The organism is Aquincola tertiaricarbonis (assembly GCF_000969605.1).
In the GTDB taxonomy this organism is placed as follows: Bacteria; Pseudomonadota; Gammaproteobacteria; order Burkholderiales; family Burkholderiaceae_C; genus Aquincola; species Aquincola tertiaricarbonis.
Genome location: NZ_JZUE01000032.1, coordinates 20,689 through 41,748, shown reverse-complemented (window position 1 = coordinate 41,748; position 21,060 = coordinate 20,689). Strand labels below are relative to the sequence as shown.

Sequence of the window (21,060 nt, the reverse complement as noted above, 5' to 3'; positions counted from 1 at the left end):
GCGCGCTGTCGCTCTTGCCGCTGGCGATGCCCGCCATGGCGCAGTCGTATCCCACCAAGCCGGTGCGCATGGTGGTGCCCTTCGCGCCCGGCGGCACCACCGACATCATCGCCCGCGTGGTGGCCGAGAAGGCCAACCAGGCGCTGGGCCAGAACCTGGTGGTGGAAAACAAGGGCGGTGGCGGCGGCTCGATTGGCGCACTGGAACTCGTGCGCGCCAAGCCCGACGGTTACACCTTGGGCATGGCCACGGTGTCCACCACCGCGTCCAACCCGGCCATCAACCCGAAGATCGGCTACGACCCCGTCAGCGACTTCACGCCCATCATCAACATCGCGGCCACGCCCAACGTGATCGTGGTGCACCCGTCGTTCCCCGCGAAGGACTACAAGACCTTCCTCGAGGTCATCAAGAAGAACCCGGGCAAGTACAGCTATGCCACTTCGGGCACAGGCGGCATCGGCCACCTGCAGACCGAGCTGTTCAAGAGCCTGACCGGCACCTTCATCACCCACATCCCCTACCGCGGCGCAGGCCCGGCGCTCAACGACACCGTGGCCGGCCAGGTGCCGATCATGTTCGACAACCTGCCGTCGGCACTGCCCTTCATCAAGGACGGCCGGCTGGTGCCCATCGTGGTGGCGGCGCCCCAGCGCCTGGCCGTGCTGCCCAACGTGCCCACCTTCAAGGAAGTGGGCCTGCCGGCAGCCAACCGCATGGCGTACTACGGCTTCCTCGGCCCCAAGGGCATGCCCAAGGACGTGGTGGACGCCATCAGCGCCGCGGTGAAGAAGACGGTGGACCTGCCCGACGTGAAGAAGCGCATCGAGGACACCGGCTCGCTGCTGGTGCTCAACACGCCCGACGAATTCGCCGCGCAGATCCGCGCCGAGTACGACGTGTACAAGAAAGTGGTGCAGACGCAGAAGCTGACGCTGGAGTGACCGCGCGCGAGCAGAGCCAGGCGTTGATCGACCGTTTCGTCGACGCGCTCTGGATCGAGGATGGCCTGGCCGCCAACAGCCTGGCCGCCTACCGCCGCGACCTGCAGGGATGCGCCGACTGGCTGGCCGCCGGGCCGGCGAAGGCCATCGATGCCGCCACCGAGACCGATCTGCTGGGCTACGTGGCGGCCCGCCACGCCGGCTCCCGCGCCACCAGCGCCAACCGGCGGCTGACGGTCTTCAAGCGCTTCTACCGCTGGGCGCTGCGCGAGCACCTGGTGGCCGCCGATCCCACCTTGCGGCTGCGCACCGCCAAGCAGCCGATGCGGGTGCCCAAGACGCTGAGCGAATCGCAGGTGGAGGCGCTGCTGCAGGCGCCCGACACCGGCCGCCCGCTGGGCCTGCGCGACCGCGCGATGCTCGAGCTGATGTATGCCAGCGGCCTGCGCGTGAGCGAGCTGGTAGGCCTGCAGACCATCCAGGTCGGCCTGGCCGAAGGCGTGCTGCGGGTGATCGGCAAGGGCTCGAAGGAGCGGCTGGTGCCCTTTGGCGACGAAGCCCACGGCTGGATCACCCGGTACCTGGCCGAGGCCCGTGCGGCCATCCTGCAGGGCCAGAGCACCCAGGCCCTGTTCGTCACCGCCCGCGGCGAAGGCATGACGCGCCAGATGTTCTGGAACATCGTGAAGAAGCATGCGCTGGCGGCCGGCATTGGCACGCCGATCTCGCCGCACACCCTGCGGCATGCCTTCGCCACCCACCTGCTCAACCACGGCGCCGACCTGCGCGCGGTGCAGATGCTGCTGGGCCATGCGGACATCTCCACCACCACCATCTACACCCACGTGGCGCGGGAGCGGCTGCGGGTGCTGCACGCACGGCACCATCCGCGCGGCTGACGCGCTGCGGACGACGAAAAGACAAACGGCCCCAAAAGGGCCGGACATGAAAAACGGCCCCGAGGGGCCGTTTGGCATTCCGATCCGGCGAGCCGGAGATCAGAAGTTGTGGCGCACGCCGACGGCGAAGGAGCTGGGGTCCTTGCCGGCGCCGGCGGCCGTGCCGTAGGCGGCGTTCGACTTGTTGTCGACCATGGTGTAGAAGGCGTAGACCTTGGTGCGCTTGGACAGGTTGTAGTTGTAGGCCAGGGTCCACTGGATGGCCGAGGTGTCGTCGGCGTTGCTCCAGTCGTCGGCATAGCCCACGTTGGCGTGGAATTCCGAAGCGCCCAGGGTGTACATGCCGGCGATGCGGAACAGGTTGCGCTTGCCCAGGTCGTCGGTGTTCAGGTCGCTGCGCTGGTAGTAGCCGCCGACGGTGAAGGCGCCGAATTCATACAGGGCGCGCACGGCCAGCTGCTTGTCCTTCGAGCCGGCTTGGTGCTCGTAGCCCACGCCCAGGTGCAGGGGACCCGCGTCGTAGTTGCCAGCCAGGTTGTAGACCTTGTTGGTCTCGACCGGGCCTTCGGCAGCCGACACGGTGAACTCGCCCACGAAGCCCGACAGGTTCGGGGTCTGGTACGACACCGTATTCTTGTTCTGGCTCAGGTAGGTGTACAGCTTGTCTTCCGACGTGCCGGTGTCGTGGTTGTGCAGACCAATCCAGTCGGCGGTGGCGTAGTAGGCGGCGCTGGTCAGGCGACCGGCGCGGATGTTGCCGAAGCCGCCCGACAGGCCGACCCAGGCGTCGCCGGACCAGAAGTCGCCCGACTGGGTGCCGGTGTCGCTGTTGAAGCGGTGCTCGAGGTAGAAGTCAGCCTTCAGGCCGCCACCCAGGTCCTCGGTGCCCTTGAAGCCCAGGCGCGAAGCGTTGTTCTGCAGAACGGTCTGCTTGCCGTCGACGGCGACGTCTTTTTGGTACTCGACGCTGGTGTTCACACGGCCGAACACGGTCACGGAGCTTTGAGCCAGAGCGGCGCTCGTGCCCAGGGCAGCGACGGCGGCAACGATCAGGGTGCGCTTCATGGAGATCCTTTGATGTAGGTAATCGGTTTGTGCACCGTTCGAAACCGAATCAGTGCCCGTGGACAAAGTGTAAGAGCGGGCCTGCTGGAAAACGAGCATATGGGCGCTTCCGCGCAGCGCGGCGCGGCGAGAAAACAACAGTGGATGCCGCGCCGCACCGGGACGCCGGCCGGGCCGGAAGCCACCGGCCCGCAGGCACAATCCGCCGCCCATGGACCACACCTTCGTTTCCGCACTGCTGCTGCTGCTGCTGGTGCTCGACCCCTTCGGCAGCCTGCCGATCTTCATTTCGGTGATGCGCAACGTCGCGCCCGAGCGCCGGGCCCGCGTGGCCGTGCGCGAGGTGGTGATTGCCTTCTGCGTGCTGGCGCTGTTCATGGTGGGCGGCCAGGGCTTCCTGTCGCTGATGCACCTGTCGGAGCGCTCGCTGGAGGTGGCCGGCGGCGTGATCCTGCTGATCATCGCGATCCGGATGATCTTCGCCTCGGGCAGCGAAATCTATGCGGCGGCCGAGGGCCAGTCGCGCGAGCCGTTCATCTTCCCGCTGGCGGTGCCGCTGCTGGCCGGCCCGTCGGCGATGGCGACGGTGCTGCTGCTGGCGTCGCGCCAGCCGGAGCGGCTGCACGAGTGGGTGGGCGCGCTGACGGTGGCCATGGCCATCAGCGGCATCGTGCTGCTGGCGGCCGACCGCCTGCGCAAGCTGCTGGGCGCGTCGATGGTCAGCGCCATCGAGAAGCTGATGGGCCTGGTGCTTACCGCCGTGGCCGTCGAGATGATCCTCGCCGGCCTCAAGCGCTACTTCTTCGGCACCTGAGCGGCACCGCCTGAGCTCACCTGCCGCGCAGATGGGCCGGCGCCTCGAGCCGCTTGGCCAGGCCGGCCAGCAGCAGGGTGAGCACCAGATAGACCGCGGAGATCAGCAGGTAGGGCTCCCAGTAGCGGGAATAGGCGCCCGCCACGGTGCGGGCCGCCAGCGCCAGCTCGGCCAGGCCGATGGCCGAGACCAGGGACGAGTCCTTGATCAGCGTCACGCCCTCGTTGACCAGCGCCGGCATCATGCGACGGAAGGCCTGCGGCAGGATCACGTGGCGCATCGCCTGCGCATGGGTCAGGCCCACGCTGTAGGCGGCCTGGGTCTGGCCGCGATGGATGCTGAGAATGCCGGCGCGGAAGATCTCGGAGATGTAGGCGCCGGCGTTCAGCGTGAGCGCCAGCGCGCCGGAGAAGAACGCGCCGTATTCCTGGCGGAAGCCGCGGGCCGCCTCGCCGGCCAGCAGCAGCCCGTGTTCGGGATGGACCAGCGTGGGCATCACCGCGAAGTGCACGAGCAGGATCTGCACAAACAGCGGCGTACCGCGGAAGAAGGTGACGTAGGCCAGCGTGAACAGCCGCGCCACCTTCAGGAGCCAGCGCAGCGGTGCCGTCTTGGGCTGGGGCGCATCGGCCGAGCTGCTGATCAGCCCGAAGAACACCCCCAGCAGCAGCCCGACGCCGATAGCCACGACGGTGAGCTTCACCGTCATCGCCAGGCCAGACAAGAACAACGGGCCGTAACCGGCCAGAATTTCCCAGCGAAGATCCACGACCCGTCTTCTCCGACCGGCTTACTTCGACGCGGCGGACGCTGCGGCGGCGGCCGCGGGCGCGGCGCCGAAGTACTTGGCGAAGATCTTGTCGTAGGTGCCGTCGGCCTTGATGTCGGCGATGCCCTTGTTGACCAGGGCCAGCAGCTCCGCATTGCCCTTCTTCACCGCAAAGCCGTACTGCTCGGGCACGAAGCTGGCGTCGGCCACGGTCTTGAACTGCGCGCCCGGGTTGTTGGCCACGTAGTGGATGACCACGCCGTTGTCGGCCACGACCGCGTCCACGCCACCGGCTTCCAGCTCCTTCAGCGCCAGCGGGGTGGACTCGTAGCGCTTGACGTTGGCGCTGGTCTTGCCCAGCAGCTTGGTGACCACCTCGTCGCCGGTGGTGCCGGTCTGCACGCCCACCTTCATCTTCTTGAGGTCGTCGAACTTGGCGACCTTGCTGTCCTGCTTGACGGCGATCAGCTGCACCGCGTCGAAGTAAGGCGCGCTGAAGTCCATGGTCTGCTTGCGCTCGTCGGTGATGGTGATGGACGAGGCCAGCATGTCGCGGTCGCCCTGCTGCAGCGCGTTGAAGATGCCTTCCCACGGCGTGTTGACGAACTTCACCTCGAAGCCGCCCTTCTGGGCCACGGCGCTCATCACGTCGATGGTGAAGCCGACGATCTCGGCCTTGTCGTTCTGCGACTCGAAAGGCGCATAGGCGGCGTCGGTACCCACGGTGTAGACCTTGGCCGGCGCGGGGGCGGGTGCCGAAGCGGCCTCGGGTGCCGAGGCCACGGGGGCGGGTGCGGGCGGCTCCTGCTTGCCGCAGGCGGCCAGCACCAGGCCGGCGGCCAGCATGCCGACACGTTGCAGGAAACGGCGGGTGGAAAGATCAGTCATGGGAATGGTGCAGGATGAAAATGGTGGCGGGAGTGTACGAGGCAGGATGTGCCCGCCCGATGCTCGCAAGCCCTGTTCCAAGCCGCTTCAGGGCAGCCTTTCCAGCTCGGCCAGTTCCTCGGCGGTGAAGCCCGCCGCCTCGCGTGCGGCCCGGTTGAACGGCGGCCGCAGACGCGGCGCCTGATGCTCGCGCACCAGCCGGGCGTAGTGCGCCACCGGCTCCAGCGCATGGCGTTCGCACAGCCAGCGGTACCAGCGATTGCCCACCGCCACATGGCCCACCTCGTCGCGCAGGATCACGTCGAGGATGGCCACCGCGCGGGCATCCCCCGCCTTGGCCAGCTTGGCCTGCAGCGGCGGCGTGGCATCTAGCCCGCGGGCCTCCAGCGTGCGCGGCACCAGGGCCATGCGCGCGATCACGTCATGCCGGGTGCGCCAGGTCATGGACCACAGGCCGTCGTGGGCGTCGAAGCTGCCGTAGTCGTGACCCATCGACAGCAGGTGCTCGCGCAGCAGCGTGAAGTGCAGCGCCTCCTCCGCGGCCACGCGCAGCCAGTCCTGGTAGAACAGCGCGGGCATGCCGGCGAAGCGCCACACCGCGTCCATCGCCAGATCGATGGCATTGAGTTCGATGTGAGCGATGGCATGCAGCAGCGCGGCCCGGCCTTCCAGCGTGAAGGGCGAGCGGCGCGGCAGGCTGGTGTGCGGCACCAGTCGCGGGCGGGCAGGGCGGCCGGGCAGGCCGGGCGGTTCGGCCAGCACGGCGGAGGTGTCCAGCGGCAGCTCCGGCGCGGCCTGTTGCAGCGCGCGCGCGGCCTCGGCCTTGTGCACCGGGTCGGGCAGGCTCAAGACCCGCAACGCTTGCTGTCGAAGCTCCATTCCTACAATTCTGCCCTTTGGGCCTTTGCGGCCCGTTCGGGACACCGGTGATGAGTGAGTTGCACAAGTTCTTGTTCGAAGGCCTGCCGGTGCGGGGCATGCTGGTGCGCCTGACCGGCGACTGGCGCGAGGTGCTGCGCCGGCGCGAGACGCTGGGCGCCTATCCGCCGCCGGTGCGTGCGCTGCTCGGCGAGATGGCCGCGGCCGGCGTGCTGATGCAGTCGAACATCAAGTTCGAGGGCGCGCTGGTGATGCAGATCTACGGCGATGGCCCGGTGAAGCTGGCCGTGGTGGAAGCCCAGCCCGACCTGCGCTTCCGGGCCACCGCCAAGGTGGTGGGCGAGGTGGCCGACGATGCGCAGCTGGCCGCGATGGTCAATGTGCAAGGCCAGGGCCGCTGCGCCATCACGCTGGATCCGGCGGACAAGCAGCCCGGCCAGCAGCCCTACCAGGGCGTGGTGGCGCTGCATGGCGACCACCGCGAGCCGTTGCAGAAGGTGAGCGAGGTGCTGGAGCACTACATGCTGCAGTCGGAGCAGCTGGACACCCGGCTGATCCTGGCGGCCAACGACGAGATCGCCGCCGGGCTGCTGATCCAGCGGCTGCCGGTCGAAGGCGAGGGCAACCTCGGCGCGCGCAACGAGGACGAGATCGGCATCAACGAGGCCTTCAACCGCATCAGCCACCTGGCTGCCACGCTGACCCAGGAAGAGCTGCTGACGCTGGATGCCGACACGGTGCTGCGCCGGCTGTTCTGGGAAGAGCGCGTGCTGCGCTTTGAGCCACAACACCCGCGCTTTGCCTGCTCATGCTCGCGTGAGCGCGTAGGCGCGATGCTCAAGGGCCTGGGCCGCGAGGAGATCGACAGCATCCTCGAGGAACGTGGCACGGACGTGGAGATCGGCTGCGAGTTCTGCGGGCTGCAGTACCACTTCGACCGCGTGGACGTGGGCGGGCTGTTCACGCCGGAGCGGGACCAGCTGCCGCCGACCTCCGCAGTGCACTGAAACCGCGGCACACCCGCCCGCCGGTGGGCGCGCGGCCTCAGGGCAGCGGGTGCAGCAGCCTTTCGCAGTCCGGATCCAGGCAGTCCAGGCAGCGACTGCGCCAGCGCACCCGGCTGCCGCTGCCGGCCTCGCCTTCAGGGGATGGCAGTGCGGCCGCCGCGGCCAGCTCGGGCCGCCACCGGCCCACCGCCCGCAGCGCGGCCGCCACCCGGGCCGCACCTTCGCCATGCACCACGCCATAGGCGATGCCGGCTTCGGCCAGCGCGTCGCGAATGAGGGCGTCCACCGGCTCCCGCACCTGCGGGCCGTCGCGCTGCAGGCCGTCGGACAGCCAGGGCAGGTCGAGTGCGGTCAGCAGCGTCAGGCCCACCACCTCCCGCTGCCAGCGCAGCGCCTCGGCATGCAGGCTGCGATCGTCGAACACGAACTGGCTGTACACCGCCGTCATCAGCGGCGTGGTGTCGGCCACCACCAGCATGTCGGGCGACCGGGCCAGCGCCGCCTCGATGCGCCGCTGTTGCTCGGCGGCGATGTGCTGCTGTTCCTGTGGTTCAGGCGTGCGGCCCTGCGCATCGCACCATTCGCGCAGGTATTCGGGCACCCAGGTGCAGGGCTGCAGCCTTTGCAGCTGCTGCGCCAGCGCGCGGGCCAGGTCGGTCTTGCCGGTGCTTTCCGCGCCCAGCAGCGCGATGACGCGGGCAGGCTGCTTCATGCGGCCGCGCGCCGTGCCCAGCCGCGCCAGCCGGCCACCGCCAGCAGCGTGAACAGCGCATACAGCAGCACCGTGAGCCACAGGCCCTTGGTGGCGAACAGCGCCACGCTCACCAGGTTCACCAGCACCCAGGCGGGCCAGTTCTCCACGTACTGCCGCGCCAGCAGCCACTGGCCGGCCAGGCTGCCCACGGTGGGCAGTGCGTCCAGCCAGGGCACGGTGCTGTCGGTGTAACGCAGCAGCAGCCAGCCCACCGCGGGCCAGGCGGCCAGCGTCAAGGCCAGCGCCAGCCAGCGGCCGCGGCTGGCGAGGTGGCGAACCCGCAGCGCCGCGCCATCGGCCTGCCGGCCATGGAGCCACTGCCACCAGCCCCAGCCGGCCACGGCGATGAACACCAGTTGCAGTGCGGCCTCGCCGTACAAGCCGTATTCCATGAACAGGGCGCCATACAGCGCCGAGCTGGCGATCGCCAGCGGCCAAGCCAGCGGATTGACGCGCATGTTCAGCGCCACCATCCATACCGCCAGGCCAAAGGCCAGGATCTCGGCCCGGCTGACCGGGCTGCCCCAGGCGCTGAAGGCAGGCGCGAATGCCGCGGCCCAGGCGGCCTGCAAGGCGTCCATCGGGCGGGCCGCGGCTAGCGGCGCTGGGTGGCCACCTGGACGAGGATCTCGTCAGGCTTGACCATGCCCAGCTCGGCGCGGGCCTTCTCCTCGACCATCTCCAGGCCTTCCTTCAGGTCGGAGACTTCGGCGGCCAGCTGCTCGTTGCGCAGCGTGGCCACCCGGTTGGCGGCCTTCTGCGATTCGAGCTGCGTCTGCAGCGCGACCGCATACGGCATGCCCCCCTTGCCGAACCAGAGTTCGGCCTGCACCAGCGCCAGCAGCGCCAGCAGCCCGAGGGTGATCCACCGCATGATGCGCAGCGCCGCCGGGGTCGGTCAGCGGACGTTGTAGAACGCCGACTTGCCCGGGTAGCTGGCCACGTCGCCCAGGTCTTCCTCGATGCGCAGCAGCTGGTTGTACTTGGCCATGCGGTCCGAGCGGCTCATCGAGCCGGTCTTGATCTGGCCGGCATTGGTGCCCACCGCGATGTCGGCGATGGTGGAGTCCTCGGTCTCGCCCGAGCGGTGGCTGATGACGGCGGTGTAGCCCGCGCGCTTGGCCATCTCGATGGCGGCGAAGGTCTCGGTCAGCGTGCCGATCTGGTTGATCTTGATGAGGATCGAGTTGGCGATGCCCTTGTCGATGCCTTCCTTTAGGATCTTGGTGTTGGTGACAAACAGGTCGTCGCCCACCAGCTGCACCTTCTTGCCCAGGCGGTCGGTCAGCAGCTTCCAGCCGTCCCAGTCGCCTTCGTGCATGCCGTCCTCGATCGAGACGATCGGGTACTTGTCGCACCAGGCGGCCAGCATGTCGGTCCACTCGGCGGCGGCCAGCTTGATGCCGCCTTCGCCTTCCAGCACGTACTTGCCGTCGTGATAGAACTCGCTGGCGGCGCAGTCCAGGCCCAGCGCGATCTGCTCGCCCGGCTTGTAGCCGGCGGTCTCGATGGCCTGCAGGATCATCTGGATCGCGGCCTCATGGCTCTCGACGCTGGGCGCGAAGCCGCCTTCGTCGCCCACGGCGGTGGGCAGGCCCTTGTCGCCGATGATCTTCTTCAGCGCATGGAAGGTCTCGGCGCCCCAGCGCACCGCCTCGCGGAAGCTCGGCGCGCCCACGGGGATGATCATCAGCTCCTGCAGGTCCAGGCTGTTGTTGGCGTGCGCGCCGCCGTTGATGACGTTCATCATCGGCACCGGCAGGCTCATGCCGCCCATGCCGCCGAAGTAGCGGTACAGCGGCAGGCCCGATTCCTCGGCCGCGGCGCGGGCCACGGCCATGCTCACCGCCAGCATCGCATTGGCGCCCAGGCGGCTCTTGTTGTCGGTGCCGTCGAGGTCGATCAGCGTCTTGTCGAGGAAGGCCTGCTCGGAAGCGTCCAGGCCCAGCACGGCTTCGCTGATCTCGGTATTGACGTGCTCCACCGCGCGCAGCACGCCCTTGCCCAGGTAGCGGCCCTTGTCGCCGTCGCGCAGCTCGATGGCCTCGCGCGAGCCGGTGGAGGCGCCGCTCGGCACCGCCGCACGGCCCATCGTGCCGCTTTCCAGCAGCACGTCGCATTCGACGGTCGGGTTGCCGCGGCTGTCGAGAATCTCTCGGCCGACGATGTCGACGATGGCACTCATGGGGTTCTCCTCAAGATCGATTGGATGGGAATACTTCTTCAGACGCCTTCGACCATCACCATGCGCATCACCGCCGCACCTTCGCGCGCGGCACGGGCCTGGCCGTATTCGGTCGAGTCGTAGAACGCGCGGGCCTGCTGCGGGCTCGGGAACTTCAGCACCACGATGCGGGTGGGCGACCAGTCGCCCTCCAGCACCTCGACGCGGCCGCCGCGCACGCACACCTCGGCGCCGTGGGCCTGCATCGCCAGGCTGGACAGCCGCTTGTAGTCTTCGTACTGGGTCGGGTCGGTGACGTCGACGTGGGCAATGATGTAGGCGCTGGGCATGCGGCGGGCTCGTGTAGTCAGCAGGAGAAGTCGTTCTCGAGCAGCGGCTGGGCCTTGATCACGCGGTCGAGCGCGACCAGCTGCTCCAGCAGCGCCTTCATGTGCTTGAGCGGCACCGCATTCGGGCCGTCGCTCATCGCGTTGGCCGGGTCGGGGTGCGTCTCCATGAACAGGCCCGCGATGCCCACGGCCACCGCGGCACGCGACAGCACGGGCACGAACTCCCGCTGGCCGCCGCTGCTGGTGCCCTGGCCTCCCGGCAGCTGCACGCTGTGGGTGGCATCGAAGACGACCGGCGCATTCGTGTCGCGCATGATCGCCAGGCTGCGCATGTCGGACACCAAGTTGTTGTAGCCGAAGCTCACGCCGCGCTCGCAGGCCATGAAGGCGTCTTCCGGCAGGCCCTTCTCGCGCGCGGCGTCGCGGGCCTTCTGGATCACGTTCTTCATGTCGCCCGGCGCCAGGAACTGGCCCTTCTTGATGTTCGCCGGCTTGCCGCTCTGAGCCACCGCACGGATGAAATCGGTCTGGCGGCACAGGAAGGCGGGCGTCTGCAGCACATCGACCACCGCGGCCACGGCGGGCACGTCTTCCTCGTTGTGCACGTCGGTCAGCACCGGCACGTTCAGCTCGCGCTTGACCTTGGCCAGGATCTCCAGGCCCTTGTCCATGCCCGGGCCGCGGAAGGTGCTGCCGCTGGAGCGGTTGGCCTTGTCGAAACTGGACTTGAAGATGAAGGGGATGCCCAGCGCGGTGGTCATCTCCTTCAGGCGGCCGGCCACGTCCATCTGGAGCTGTTCGCTCTCGATGACGCAGGGGCCGGCGATCAGGAAGAAGGGCTTGTCCAGCCCGATGTCGAAACCGCAGAGCTTCATGCTGCTTCCTTTTGCGCGCCTTCGGTCTTGTGCTCCAGCGCCGCCTTCACGTAGCTGGTGAACAGCGGATGGCCGTCCCACGGCGTGCTCTTGAACTCAGGGTGGAACTGCACGCCGACGAACCACGGGTGCACGTCCTGCGGCAGCTCGACGATCTCGGTCAGCTTCTCGCGCTGGGTGATGGCCGAGATCACCAGGCCGGCGTTGCGCAGCCGGTCCAGGTAGTGCTCGTTGGCCTCGTAGCGGTGGCGGTGCCGCTCGGTCACCACCGGGCCGTAGATCTGCCAGGCCAGCGTGCCGGGTGCCACGTCGGAGCTTTGCGCGCCCAGGCGCATCGTGCCGCCCAGGTCGGAGTTGGCATCGCGCTTCTGGATGGTGCCGTCGCTGTCCTGCCACTCGTCGATCAGCGCGATGACGGGATGCGGCGTGGCGGCATCGAACTCGGTGCTGTTGGCGTTCTCCAGGCCGGCCAGGTGGCGCGCCACCTCGATGGTGGCCACCTGCATGCCCAGGCAGATGCCCAGGTAGGGGATCTTGTGTTCACGCGCGTACTGCGCCGCCAGGATCTTGCCTTCCACGCCGCGCTTGCCGAAGCCGCCGGGCACCAGGATGGCGTCGTACTTGGCCAGCACGTCGGCGTTGCTCTCTTCCAGGCTCTCGGCGTCGACGTACTCGATCTTCACGCGGGCATGGTTGTGGATGCCGGCATGGCGCAGTGCCTCGTTCAGCGACTTGTACGAGTCCGACAGGTCGGTGTACTTGCCGCACATCGCGATGGTCACCTCGTGCTTCGGGTGTTCCACCTCGTTGACCAGCTTGTCCCAGCGCCGCAGGTCGGCGGGCTTGGTCAGCAGCTGCAGCTTCATGCAGATCAGCTCGTCCAGGCCCTGCTCATGCAGCATGCGCGGCACCTTGTAGATGGTGTCCACGTCCCACATGGAGATGACACCGGCCGGCGCCACGTTGGTGAACAGCGAGATCTTGTCGCGCTCCTCGTCGGGCACCGCGCGGTCGGCGCGGCACAGCAGCGCATCGGGCTGGATGCCGATGGCGCGCATCTTCTCGACCGTGTGCTGCGTGGGCTTGGTCTTCAGCTCGCCGGCGGCCGCGATGTAGGGCACGTAGGTCAGGTGCACGAAGGCCGAGTTGTTGGCGCCCGAGCGCAGGCTCAGCTGCCGCACGGCTTCGAGGAAGGGCAGCGACTCGATGTCGCCCACCGTGCCGCCGATCTCGACGATGGCCACGTCGACGTTGGCTGCGCCGCGCCGCACGAAGTCCTGGATCTCGTTGGTGACGTGCGGGATGACCTGCACCGTCTTGCCGAGGTAGTCGCCGCGGCGTTCCTTCTCGAGCACGGTCTTGTAGATCTGGCCGGCGGTGAAGTTGTTGGCCCGCTTCATCCGCGTGCTGATGAAGCGCTCGTAGTGGCCGAGGTCGAGGTCGGTCTCGGCACCGTCGTCGGTGACGAACACCTCGCCGTGCTGGAACGGGCTCATCGTGCCTGGATCGACGTTCAGGTACGGGTCGAGCTTGATGAGGGTCACCTTGAGGCCGCGGGATTCGAGGATCGCAGCCAGGGAGGCCGAAGCGATGCCCTTGCCGAGCGAGGACACCACGCCACCGGTGACGAAGACGAACTTGGTCATGTCGTGCTGCATTCGGCCGACGCGGGGCCGCGCGAATGCCATGCTGGTAAAGCGCGATTGTAGGCGAAGGCCATGGCGCTTCCGCCTTTCGGGTGCACTCAGAAGGTGGCCGCCAGCCTCAGCACTTCATCGGCGGTGGCCTCGGGCTTTTCCATCGGATACAGGTGCGAGCCTTCGGTCCACACGAAGCGCTCGCGGGCCAGCGCCCGCGCGGCCTCGGTGCCGCCCTGGCGCATCTCCACCGACTGCGTGCCGGCGATGAAGCCCACCGGGCAGCGCAGCGGATGGCGCCGCAGCAGCGTGCCCAGGTGGTGCGGCAGCGTGTTGTAGATGCGGGTCTCCACCTCGCGCTGGAAGGCCAGCACCGTCTTCTCGCCGGCCTCGGTGAAGCCGGCGGCCACGTAGTCGGCCAGCACCCGCTCGTCCCAGCGCGCGAACACATGCTTGCTGGCGAAGTGCTTGTGCACCGCCTCGCGGTTGGGCCATTCATAGCGGCGGCGCTGCGCGATGCGGCCGGGCGAGATGCGCGGCAGCAGCCGGGCCGCCTTGACCGCCCGCAGGCTGTGCGCGCGCCAGCCGGTGACGATGGGGGAATCGAGCAGCACCAGGCCGCGCGCCAGCTCGGGCCGTCGGCAGGCGGCCAGCACGCTGAGCAGGCCGCCCAGCGAATGGCCCACCAGCACCGGCGGCCGTTCGGCGGACGGCACTTCGCGCTCGATGAAGTGGATGAGCTGGTCGCGCAGGTGCGGCCAGTTGCTGGTGACCGGGTAGGCCGGGTCGTGGCCGAAGCGGTCGAGCGCCACCACGCGCCAGCCGGCCGCGCGCCAGCGCTCGAACATCACGCGGTAGGTGCCGGCCGGAAAGCTGTTGGCGTGCGAGAAGACGATGGTGCCGGGCATGGCGCGGGCGCGGCCGGCTTACAGGATGCGCTCGCCCGGGTGGGTGATCTTGCGCATCGGCTCGTAGCGGGCACTGCGCACCATCATCGGATGGGCGCTGTCGCCGCCGTCCCAGCGCGGGTCGTCGATGCCCTGGAACACCTCGTGCAGCCGCTGGCCCCAGGTCTCGTGGATCATGCGGAAGTAGGGGTTCTTGTCGTCGATGCAGACGATGTCGTCGCTCTTGAACTGGCCTTCCCGGTACACCAGCAGGTCCAGCGGCAGGCCCACCGACAGGTTGGACTTCAGCGTGGAATCCATCGACACCAGCGCGCACTTGGCGGCCTGGTTCAGCGGCGTGCTGGGCGTGATCACGCGGTCGAGGATGGGCTTGCCGTACTTGCTCTCGCCCACCTGGTAGTAGCAGGTCTCGCCGGTGGCCTCGATGAAGTTGCCGGCCGAGTACACCAGGAACAGGCGCATCGCCTCGCCCTTGATCTGGCCGCCGAAGATGAAGCTGGCATTGAAGTCGATGCCGGCGTTCTTCAGCGCCCGGCCGTCCTGCTCGAACACGCGGCGCACGGTGGCGCCGAGCACGCGGGCCGCATCGAACATGCTGGTGGCGTTCCAGATGGTGATGGGCTCGGTCTCCTTGCCGTTGATCACCGGGCCGTCGATCTTCTCCACCTGCAGCATCTCCCGCACCGACTGCGAGATGCTCAGGTTGCCGGCCGACAGCAGCACCATGAAGCGGTCGTCCGCCTTCTCGTAGATGATCATCTTGCGGTAGGTGCTGATGTGGTCCAGGCCCGCGTTGGTGCGAGAGTCGGACAGGAAGACCAATCCGGCGTTCAGCCGGATGCCGACGCAGTAAGTCATGGCGTGTTGTCGGTTGTGGAGTTCAGTAGAGCCTTGAGCCGGTACAGCGCATCCAAAGCCTCGCGGGGCGACAGGGTATCAGGCTGAAGATCGGCCAGCGCCTCCTCCACCGCGCTGGTGGCGGGGGCGGGCGGGGCGGGCGGCGGCGCGAACAGGTCCACCTGCGCGCTGCCGGCCTGCTGCTGCGCTTCCAGCGCCTCGAGCGCCTGCCGCGCCTGGCGGATCAGCGACTTCGGCATGCCGGCCAGCTGAGCCACCTGCACGCCGTAGCTGCGGCTGGCAGGGCCGGGCTCGATCTCGTGCAGGAAGACGATGTCGCGCCCGCTTTCCACCGCGCTGACGTGCACGTTCAGCGCCTGCGCATGCCGGGCCGGGAATGCCGTCAGCTCGAAATAGTGGGTGGCGAACAGCGTGAAGGCGCGGTTGCGGTCGTGCAGGTGGCTCGCGATGGCACCGGCCAGCGCCAGGCCGTCGAAGGTGCTGGTGCCGCGGCCGATCTCGTCCATCAGCACCAGGCTGTGCTCCGTGGCGCCGTGAACGATCGCCGCGGCCTCGGTCATCTCCAGCATGAAGGTGGACTGCGCATTGGCCAGGTCGTCGGCCGCGCCGATGCGGGTGTGGATCGCGTCGATCGGCCCCAGCCGGCAGGCGGTGGCCGGCACGTAGGAGCCCATCGCGGCCAGCAGCGCGATCAGCGCCACCTGGCGCATGAAGGTGCTCTTGCCGCCCATGTTCGGCCCGGTGATCACCAGCATCCGGGTGCGGGCGTCGAGCCGGCAGTGGTTGGCGATGAACTCGCCGCCACCGGTCTCGCGCAGGCGGGCTTCCACCACCGGATGGCGGCCCGCCTCGATGTCCAGGCAGGGATGCGAGACGAACTGCGGCCGGCACCAGCCCAGCGTGGCGGCGCGCTCGGCCAGCGCGGCCAGCGCATCCAGGCCGCTGAGCGCGCGGGCCAGTGCGGCCAGCGTGGCCAGGTGCGGCTGCAACGCATGCAGCAGGTTGTCGTAGAGCCACTTCTCGCGCGCCAGCGCGCGGTCCTGTGCCGACAGCGCCTTGTCCTCGAAGGCCTTGAGCTCGGGCGTGATGTAGCGCTCGGCATTCTTCAGCGTCTGGCGGCGCTGGTAGTCGGCGGGCACGCGGTCGATGCCGCTCGTGGTCACCTCGATGTAGAAGCCGTGCACCTTGTTGTACTGCACCCGCAGGTTGCCGATGCCGGTGCGCGCCCGCTCGCGCGCTTCCAGGTCGAGCAGAAAGGCGTCGCAGTTCTGGCTGATGGCGCGCAGCTCGTCCAGCTCGGCATCGAAGCCGGGTGCGATCACGCCGCCGTCGCGCAGCAGGACGGCCGGCTCCTCGGCGATGGCGGTGGTCAGCAGCATGGCCAGCGCGGGATCGGGCGACAGCGCCTCGCGCAGCTCGTCCAGCAGCGCCGCGCCGCCGGGCGGCACCGCGGCGCGCAACGCAGGCAGCGTGGCCAGCGTGCCGCGCAGGCCCGAGAGCTCGCGCGGCCGCACCCGCCGCAGCGCCACGCGCGAGGTGATGCGCTCGACGTCGCAGATGTGGCGCAGCGCGTCGCGCAGCGGCTCGAAGCCGTCGCTGGCGATCAGTGCCGCGATCGCGTCGTGCCGCGCCATGGCCACCGTGCGGTCGCGCAGCGGATGCGTCAGCCAATGGCGCAGGGCGCGGCTGCCCATGCCGCTCTTGCAGGTGTCCAGCAGCGACAGCAGCGTGGGATGGGTCTCGCCGCGCAGCGTCTGCGTCAGCTCCAGGTTGCGGTGGGTGGCCGGGGGCAGGTCGAGCAGATCGCTGGCGCTTTCCACCGTCAGCGTCTGCACATGGGCCAGCGACTGGCTCTGCGTGTGCTCGGCGAAGCTCAGCAGCGCGGCGGCTGCGGCATGCGCCATGGCCAGCGACTGCGCGTTGAAGCCCGCCAGGCTGGCCACCTTGAGCTGCGCGCACAGCTTGCGCGCGCCGAGTGCGCCGTCGAACTGCCAGGCCGGCCGGTGGGTGAGGGCGGCGCCGCTGGCGCGCACGCAGGGCGGCAGCTCGGCCGCGCCGTCGACCAGGATCTCGGCCGCGTCCAGCCGGGCCAGCCAGGCGGGCAGCTCGCGCTCGCTGCATTCGGTCAGGCCCAGCTGCCCGCTCGACAGGCCCAGCCAGGCCAGCCCGAAGCCGGCGGGCTTGCGGGCGATGGCCAGCAGCAGGCTGTCCACCCGCTCGGACAGCAGCTCGGTGTCGGTCACCGTGCCGGGGGTGACCACCCGCACCACCTTGCGCTCCACCGGCCCCTTGGCGGTGGCCACGTCGCCCACCTGCTCGGCGATGGCCACCGCCTCGCCCATGCGGATGAGCTTGGCGAGGTAGCTTTCCACCGAGTGCACCGGCACGCCGGCCATCACCACCGGCTCGCCGGCGCTCTGGCCACGGGTGGTCAACGTGATGTCGAGCAGCCGGTTGGCCTTGCGGGCGTCGTCGAAGAACAGCTCGTAGAAGTCGCCCATCCGGTAGAAGACGAGCGTGTCGGGGAAGTCCGCCTTGATGCCGAGGTACTGGGCCATCATGGGGGTATGGGCCGACAGGTCGGCCCGGGCGACCGGTCGATCGGCCAGCGTTTTCTCGGGGTGCACGTGGATTCGCCTGCGGTGATCAGCAACCAGGGCCGCAGGCAACCGGCTTGGTGGAGCACAAGGCGCCGTGGCCACGCCGCGCCCGGCCCGGAAGGGGCGGCGATCATCGCATGCTCGGGCTTGCCCCTCCATGGCGCTGCCACGCGACGCCGCCGCCGGCCCTGTAGCCTGCAATCCGCGAAGTAGTTAACGGACGGCGAAGGCGCGGCGGTCGTCCATCCCCCCGGAACGCATGGGCGCGATAGCGTTCACCATCCGTTACCGGAGGAAGCACTTGCTCTCTAAGCTGTTCAACGGCGCCGCCCTGGCCTGGGCGTGCACCGCATCCGCTGTCGCGATGCCGATGGCCTTCCGTGTGTCCGGCGACGTGGTCCTCAGCGACTCCCGCGCGGTGGTGGCCGGCTCCCGCTACAGCATGACCTTCGCCTTCGACGCGCTGGCCCGCGACCACAGCGGCGAGCCCGGCCGCGGCCTGTACGGTGGCGTGGACGCCCTGGTCACCGGCTTCGACTTCGTCGCCCACACGCCCACGGGCGCCACCGTGGCCGCGTCGCGCCACGACCTGGCGACCACAGGCAGCAACAGCCTGGTGTCGGTGGTCGACCATCCGCTGGGCGACAACTGGTATCTGAACCTGTTCGGCGCCGGCCTTCGCCTGGCGCCGGACGACGTCTACCTGCCGGATTTCCGCTTCACCGTGGAACTGGGCGGCGGCACCGACGGCATCCGCTCCAAGTCGCTGGCCGTGGCGCCGCAGGCGCAGGCCTTCGAGTCAGCGTTGCTGGGCTTCTTCCGCGCCGACGGCATGCCGCTGCTGGTGGGCACGGTGCAGGGCATCGACGTGGTGACCGCGGTGCCGGAACCCGCCACCGCCTGGCTGCTGCTGGCGGGCGGTGCCGGCGTGCTGGCCCTGGGCGCGCGTCGCCGCTCCCGCGGCGAACGGGCGCCCGCGCTCAATCCTGCGCCGGCTGCTTCTTGATGCGCACCGGCCCGCGCTTGGGCTTGGCGTCGGCGGTGGGCGCTTCGGCGCCCAGGCTGGCAGCCAGGGCCTGCTCGGGCGTGGCCTCGCCGTCGTCGGCACCGGCTTCGGCGGAGGCCTCGTCGGCCTTGATCACCCGGGTATAGGGCGCCAGGATGCTCACCAGCTGCGCATACACCTTGGCATTGCCCGCCACCACTTCGCGCTGGTAGAGGTAGTCGGATTCACCGGTGAAGTTGCCGATCAGGCCGCCCGCCTCGGTGATCATCAGCGAGCCCGCGGCGATGTCCCAGGGATTCAGGCCGGTCTCGAAGAAGCCGTCGTAGTAGCCGGCGGCCACGTAGCACAGGTCCAGCGCGGCCGCCCCCGGGCGGCGCACGCCGGCGCAGGCCTGCATCACCTCCTCGAACATCTTGATGTAGCGCTTGAAGTTGTCGCCGCGGCGGAACGGGAAGCCCGTGCCCACCAGCGCATCCGACAGCCGCGTGCGCCGCGAGACGCGCAGGCGCTTGTCGTTCATGAAGGCGCCACGGCCCTTCGAGGCATAGAACAGGTCGTTGCGGCTGGGGTCGTAGACCACGGCCTGCTGGACCTGGCCGCGGTGTGCCAGCGCGATGGACACGCAATACACCGGGAAGCCGTGGATGAAGTTGGTGGTGCCGTCCAGCGGATCGATGATCCAGACGAACTCGCTGTCCTTCGCGCCCCGGCTGCGGCCGGATTCCTCGGCCAGGATGGCGTGGTTGGGGTAGGCCTGGAGCAGGGTGTCGATGATGACCTGCTCGGCCGCCTGGTCCACCTCGGTGACGAAGTCGTTCGGGCCCTTGCTGTTGATCTTCAGCTGCTCCAGGTCCAGCGAGGCCCGGTTGATGATCGCGCCCGCCGCGCGTGCCGCCTTGATGGCGATGTTGAGCATGGGATGGAGCGATTGCGACATGGGCGACCTGATGGAAGACGGCCGGTGGCCGTGTGGGGAGGAGGGAGCAGCAGCGAAGGCAAAGAGCGGGCAGCGCGGACAATGCGGCGCTGCGAGAACCCGCCATTTTAGCCGCCTCCACCACCCATGCCTGACGCCATGCCCTTGCCCACCGCCGAAGGTGCCCGCTTCATCCTCGTCAACACCAGCCACCCGGGCAACGTGGGCGCGGCCGCGCGGGCCATGAAGGTGATGGGCTTTTCCGACCTGGTGCTGGTGCAGCCGCGCTTTGCCGACGTGCTGAGCCAGGAGGACACGGTGGCCATGGCCAGCGGCGCGGCCGACATCCTGGTGCGCGCGCGCATCGTCGGCGGCATCGACGAGGCGCTGGACGGCATCGACCACCTGTGCGCCACCGCGATGACGCCGCGCGACTTCGGCCCGCCCACCGCCGCGCCACGCCCGCACTTCGAGGCGATGGCCGCGCAGGGCGCGCGGCTGGGCTTCGTCTTCGGCAGCGAGCGCTACGGCCTGCCCAACGAAATCGTCTACCGCTGCCACACCTGCCTGAGCATCCCCACCGACCCGGCCTATGGCTCGCTGAACTTGGCACAGGCGGTACAGGTGATCGCCTATGAATGGCGGCAGGCGCTGGGCGGATTTGGCGTGCAGCCGCGCACGGCGGAGCCGGTGCTGGCCGACGCCGCGGCGGTGCAGGGCACGCTGGCGCACTGGCGCGAGGTGCTGGTGGCCATTGGCTACCTGGACCCGGCCGCGCCCAAGAAGCTGATGCCGCGGCTGAACCAGCTGGCCAACCGGGCTCAGCTCACGGCCGAGGAAGTGCACATCCTGCGCGGCATCGCCAAGGCGGTGGGCCGGCTTGTCCCTCCCGCCGCCTGAAGCAAACCCCGCGCATACACTGGCCCGCCGTTTGACAAGAATCGCCATGTTCAGCCGACTGCGTGAAGACATCGCCTGCATCCGCGAACGCGACCCCGCCGCGCGTTCGACGTGGGAGGTGCTCACGTGTTATCCCGGCCTGCATGCACTCGTGCTGCACCGCTGGGCCCATGCGGCCTGGCGCGCCCGCTGGTACTGGCTGGGCCGCTTCATCTCGCATGTGGCGCGCTTTCTCACCGGCATCGAGATCCACCCCGGCGCCACCATCGGCCGGCGGGTGTTCATCGACCACGGCATGGGCGTCGTCATCGGCGAGATGGCCGAGGTGCATGACGACTGCACCATCTACCAGGGCGTGACGCTGGGTGGCACGTCGCTGGTGCGCGGGGCCAAGCGCCACCCGACGCTGGAGCGCGGCGTGATCGTGGGCGCCAATGCCTGCGTGCTGGGCGGCTTCACCGTGGGCGAAGGCGCACGCATCGGTTCCGGCGCGGTGCTCACCAAGCCGCTGCCGGCCGGAGCCACCGCGGTGGGCAATCCGGCGCGCATCATCGAAGGCAAGGCCGATGCGCAGCGCGAGGCGGTGTCCGCCCGCATGGGCTTCAGCGCCTACGGCGTGACGCAGGGCGACGACCCGGTGGCGCAGGCGATGAAGGGCCTGATCGACAACGCCGCCGGCCACGAGCACCAGATCACGCTGCTGTGGCAGGCCATCGAGAAGCTGTCCTCCCGCTCGCATGAGCTGCCGCATGCGGACTGCGTGCCCCAGGACGCGCAGACCACCGAAGCCTTCGACGCCGCGAGCCTGAACCGGCTGGTGAAGTAGC

At 69.1% G+C, this 21,060-nt stretch carries 22 protein-coding genes; 7 read left to right on the top strand and 15 right to left on the bottom strand.

The window, feature by feature from the left end:
* The first annotated feature begins 26 nt into the window (after window positions 1–26).
* Window positions 27–944, top strand: coding sequence for a tripartite tricarboxylate transporter substrate binding protein BugE (locus VO99_RS30575; protein ID WP_046115665.1), 918 nt, complete (start codon window positions 27–29; stop codon window positions 942–944).
* Window positions 941–1,843: a site-specific tyrosine recombinase XerD gene (gene xerD, locus VO99_RS30570; protein ID WP_046115650.1), complete on the top strand. Its 903-nt coding sequence runs from the start codon at window positions 941–943 to the stop codon at window positions 1,841–1,843. Before VO99_RS30575 ends, xerD begins: the two co-directional genes overlap by 4 nt.
* A 99-nt stretch (window positions 1,844–1,942) precedes the next feature.
* Here xerD and VO99_RS24885 read toward each other — a convergent pair whose 3' ends face one another.
* Window positions 1,943–2,908 carry a porin gene (locus VO99_RS24885; RefSeq protein ID WP_046115649.1) on the bottom strand — a complete coding sequence of 322 codons (966 nt, stop codon included), beginning with the start codon at window positions 2,906–2,908 and terminating at the stop codon, window positions 1,943–1,945.
* A 211-nt stretch (window positions 2,909–3,119) separates the two neighbouring features.
* Between VO99_RS24885 and VO99_RS24880 the strand changes: the two genes are divergently transcribed.
* The gene (locus VO99_RS24880) at window positions 3,120–3,722 is read left to right on the top strand and encodes a MarC family protein (RefSeq protein WP_046115648.1); all 603 of its coding nucleotides are present in this window, start codon (window positions 3,120–3,122) and stop codon (window positions 3,720–3,722) included.
* Between the two features lie 16 nt (window positions 3,723–3,738).
* On the opposite strand, the gene VO99_RS24875 is transcribed toward VO99_RS24880, so the two are convergent.
* From VO99_RS24875 to VO99_RS24865, 3 genes are all read right to left on the bottom strand, one after another.
* On the bottom strand, window positions 3,739–4,491 hold the full coding sequence (locus VO99_RS24875; protein WP_046115647.1) for an amino acid ABC transporter permease: 753 nt from the start codon (window positions 4,489–4,491) through the stop codon (window positions 3,739–3,741).
* Window positions 4,492–4,512: 21 nt separating this feature from the next.
* Entirely contained in the window at window positions 4,513–5,379 is an 867-nt protein-coding gene (locus tag VO99_RS24870) for a basic amino acid ABC transporter substrate-binding protein (protein ID WP_046115646.1), read from the bottom strand.
* Between the two features lie 87 nt (window positions 5,380–5,466).
* Window positions 5,467–6,258, bottom strand: coding sequence for a ferritin-like domain-containing protein (locus VO99_RS24865; RefSeq protein WP_046115645.1), 792 nt, complete (start codon window positions 6,256–6,258; stop codon window positions 5,467–5,469).
* A gap of 50 nt (window positions 6,259–6,308) precedes the next feature.
* Between VO99_RS24865 and hslO the strand changes: the two genes are divergently transcribed.
* A complete protein-coding gene (gene hslO / locus VO99_RS24860) occupies window positions 6,309–7,265 on the top strand; it encodes an Hsp33 family molecular chaperone HslO (RefSeq protein WP_046115644.1) in 957 nt (318 codons plus the stop codon).
* Window positions 7,266–7,302: 37 nt separating this feature from the next.
* Here hslO and VO99_RS24855 read toward each other — a convergent pair whose 3' ends face one another.
* The 10 genes from VO99_RS24855 to mutS form a co-directional block, all read right to left on the bottom strand.
* Window positions 7,303–7,977, bottom strand: coding sequence for an AAA family ATPase (locus VO99_RS24855; protein ID WP_052736619.1), 675 nt, complete (start codon window positions 7,975–7,977; stop codon window positions 7,303–7,305).
* Window positions 7,974–8,600 (bottom strand): nicotinamide riboside transporter PnuC, encoded by a 627-nt coding sequence (gene pnuC, locus VO99_RS24850; RefSeq protein ID WP_046115643.1) that lies wholly within the window; start codon window positions 8,598–8,600, stop codon window positions 7,974–7,976. Before pnuC ends, VO99_RS24855 begins: the two co-directional genes overlap by 4 nt.
* 14 nt (window positions 8,601–8,614) lie before the next feature.
* The gene (ftsB, locus tag VO99_RS24845) at window positions 8,615–8,893 is read right to left on the bottom strand and encodes a cell division protein FtsB (RefSeq protein WP_046115642.1); all 279 of its coding nucleotides are present in this window, start codon (window positions 8,891–8,893) and stop codon (window positions 8,615–8,617) included.
* A 24-nt stretch (window positions 8,894–8,917) separates the two neighbouring features.
* Complete coding sequence (gene eno / locus VO99_RS24840) at window positions 8,918–10,204, bottom strand: phosphopyruvate hydratase (protein ID WP_046115641.1); 1,287 nt, start codon at window positions 10,202–10,204, stop codon at window positions 8,918–8,920.
* A gap of 38 nt (window positions 10,205–10,242) precedes the next feature.
* Window positions 10,243–10,533: a DUF1330 domain-containing protein gene (locus VO99_RS24835; protein ID WP_046115640.1), complete on the bottom strand. Its 291-nt coding sequence runs from the start codon at window positions 10,531–10,533 to the stop codon at window positions 10,243–10,245.
* A 17-nt stretch (window positions 10,534–10,550) separates the two neighbouring features.
* The gene (kdsA, locus tag VO99_RS24830) at window positions 10,551–11,408 is read right to left on the bottom strand and encodes a 3-deoxy-8-phosphooctulonate synthase (RefSeq protein WP_046115639.1); all 858 of its coding nucleotides are present in this window, start codon (window positions 11,406–11,408) and stop codon (window positions 10,551–10,553) included.
* Complete coding sequence (pyrG, locus tag VO99_RS24825; RefSeq protein WP_046115663.1) at window positions 11,405–13,054, bottom strand: CTP synthase; 1,650 nt, start codon at window positions 13,052–13,054, stop codon at window positions 11,405–11,407. Before pyrG ends, kdsA begins: the two co-directional genes overlap by 4 nt.
* Window positions 13,055–13,152: 98 nt before the next feature.
* Window positions 13,153–13,953 carry an alpha/beta hydrolase gene (locus tag VO99_RS24820; RefSeq protein WP_046115638.1) on the bottom strand — a complete coding sequence of 267 codons (801 nt, stop codon included), beginning with the start codon at window positions 13,951–13,953 and terminating at the stop codon, window positions 13,153–13,155.
* A gap of 18 nt (window positions 13,954–13,971) precedes the next feature.
* Complete coding sequence (locus VO99_RS24815; RefSeq protein ID WP_046115637.1) at window positions 13,972–14,811, bottom strand: proteasome-type protease; 840 nt, start codon at window positions 14,809–14,811, stop codon at window positions 13,972–13,974.
* Window positions 14,808–17,372, bottom strand: coding sequence for a DNA mismatch repair protein MutS (mutS, locus tag VO99_RS24810; RefSeq protein WP_046115662.1), 2,565 nt, complete (start codon window positions 17,370–17,372; stop codon window positions 14,808–14,810). Before mutS ends, VO99_RS24815 begins: the two co-directional genes overlap by 4 nt.
* A gap of 340 nt (window positions 17,373–17,712) precedes the next feature.
* Here mutS and VO99_RS24805 point away from each other — a divergent pair, with 340 nt between their 5' ends.
* A complete protein-coding gene (locus VO99_RS24805; protein ID WP_198157060.1) occupies window positions 17,713–18,417 on the top strand; it encodes a PEP-CTERM sorting domain-containing protein in 705 nt (234 codons plus the stop codon).
* On the opposite strand, the gene VO99_RS24800 is transcribed toward VO99_RS24805, so the two are convergent.
* Window positions 18,392–19,354 carry an inositol monophosphatase family protein gene (locus VO99_RS24800; RefSeq protein ID WP_046115635.1) on the bottom strand — a complete coding sequence of 321 codons (963 nt, stop codon included), beginning with the start codon at window positions 19,352–19,354 and terminating at the stop codon, window positions 18,392–18,394. The genes VO99_RS24805 and VO99_RS24800 overlap by 26 nt on opposite strands.
* A gap of 138 nt (window positions 19,355–19,492) precedes the next feature.
* On the opposite strand from VO99_RS24800, the gene VO99_RS24795 reads away from it, so the two are divergent.
* Complete coding sequence (locus tag VO99_RS24795; protein WP_046115634.1) at window positions 19,493–20,233, top strand: RNA methyltransferase; 741 nt, start codon at window positions 19,493–19,495, stop codon at window positions 20,231–20,233.
* A 46-nt stretch (window positions 20,234–20,279) separates the two neighbouring features.
* Window positions 20,280–21,059: a serine O-acetyltransferase gene (gene cysE / locus VO99_RS24790; RefSeq protein WP_046115633.1), complete on the top strand. Its 780-nt coding sequence runs from the start codon at window positions 20,280–20,282 to the stop codon at window positions 21,057–21,059.
* Window position 21,060: the final 1 nt, after the last annotated feature.

Bases quoted from the DNA above. Each gene is read 5' to 3' on its own strand.
- pyrG (WP_046115663.1), bottom strand. From the start codon at position 13,054: ATGACCAAGTTCGTCTTCGTCACCGGTGGCGTGGTGTCCTCGCTCGGC.
- VO99_RS24820 (WP_046115638.1), bottom strand. From the start codon at position 13,953: ATGCCCGGCACCATCGTCTTCTCGCACGCCAACAGCTTTCCGGCCGGC.
- VO99_RS24855 (WP_052736619.1), bottom strand. From the start codon at position 7,977: ATGAAGCAGCCTGCCCGCGTCATCGCGCTGCTGGGCGCGGAAAGCACC.
- pnuC (WP_046115643.1), bottom strand. From the start codon at position 8,600: ATGGACGCCTTGCAGGCCGCCTGGGCCGCGGCATTCGCGCCTGCCTTC.
- VO99_RS24865 (WP_046115645.1), bottom strand. From the start codon at position 6,258: ATGGAGCTTCGACAGCAAGCGTTGCGGGTCTTGAGCCTGCCCGACCCG.
- VO99_RS24815 (WP_046115637.1), bottom strand. From the start codon at position 14,811: ATGACTTACTGCGTCGGCATCCGGCTGAACGCCGGATTGGTCTTCCTG.
- eno (WP_046115641.1), bottom strand. From the start codon at position 10,204: ATGAGTGCCATCGTCGACATCGTCGGCCGAGAGATTCTCGACAGCCGC.
- VO99_RS24870 (WP_046115646.1), bottom strand. From the start codon at position 5,379: ATGACTGATCTTTCCACCCGCCGTTTCCTGCAACGTGTCGGCATGCTG.
- VO99_RS24885 (WP_046115649.1), bottom strand. From the start codon at position 2,908: ATGAAGCGCACCCTGATCGTTGCCGCCGTCGCTGCCCTGGGCACGAGC.
- mutS (WP_046115662.1), bottom strand. From the start codon at position 17,372: ATGATGGCCCAGTACCTCGGCATCAAGGCGGACTTCCCCGACACGCTC.
- ftsB (WP_046115642.1), bottom strand. From the start codon at position 8,893: ATGCGGTGGATCACCCTCGGGCTGCTGGCGCTGCTGGCGCTGGTGCAG.
- VO99_RS24800 (WP_046115635.1), bottom strand. From the start codon at position 19,354: ATGTCGCAATCGCTCCATCCCATGCTCAACATCGCCATCAAGGCGGCA.
- VO99_RS30575 (WP_046115665.1), top strand. From the start codon at position 27: ATGCCCGCCATGGCGCAGTCGTATCCCACCAAGCCGGTGCGCATGGTG.
- cysE (WP_046115633.1), top strand. From the start codon at position 20,280: ATGTTCAGCCGACTGCGTGAAGACATCGCCTGCATCCGCGAACGCGAC.
- hslO (WP_046115644.1), top strand. From the start codon at position 6,309: ATGAGTGAGTTGCACAAGTTCTTGTTCGAAGGCCTGCCGGTGCGGGGC.
- VO99_RS24880 (WP_046115648.1), top strand. From the start codon at position 3,120: ATGGACCACACCTTCGTTTCCGCACTGCTGCTGCTGCTGCTGGTGCTC.
- kdsA (WP_046115639.1), bottom strand. From the start codon at position 11,408: ATGAAGCTCTGCGGTTTCGACATCGGGCTGGACAAGCCCTTCTTCCTG.
- VO99_RS24835 (WP_046115640.1), bottom strand. From the start codon at position 10,533: ATGCCCAGCGCCTACATCATTGCCCACGTCGACGTCACCGACCCGACC.
- VO99_RS24795 (WP_046115634.1), top strand. From the start codon at position 19,493: ATGCCCTTGCCCACCGCCGAAGGTGCCCGCTTCATCCTCGTCAACACC.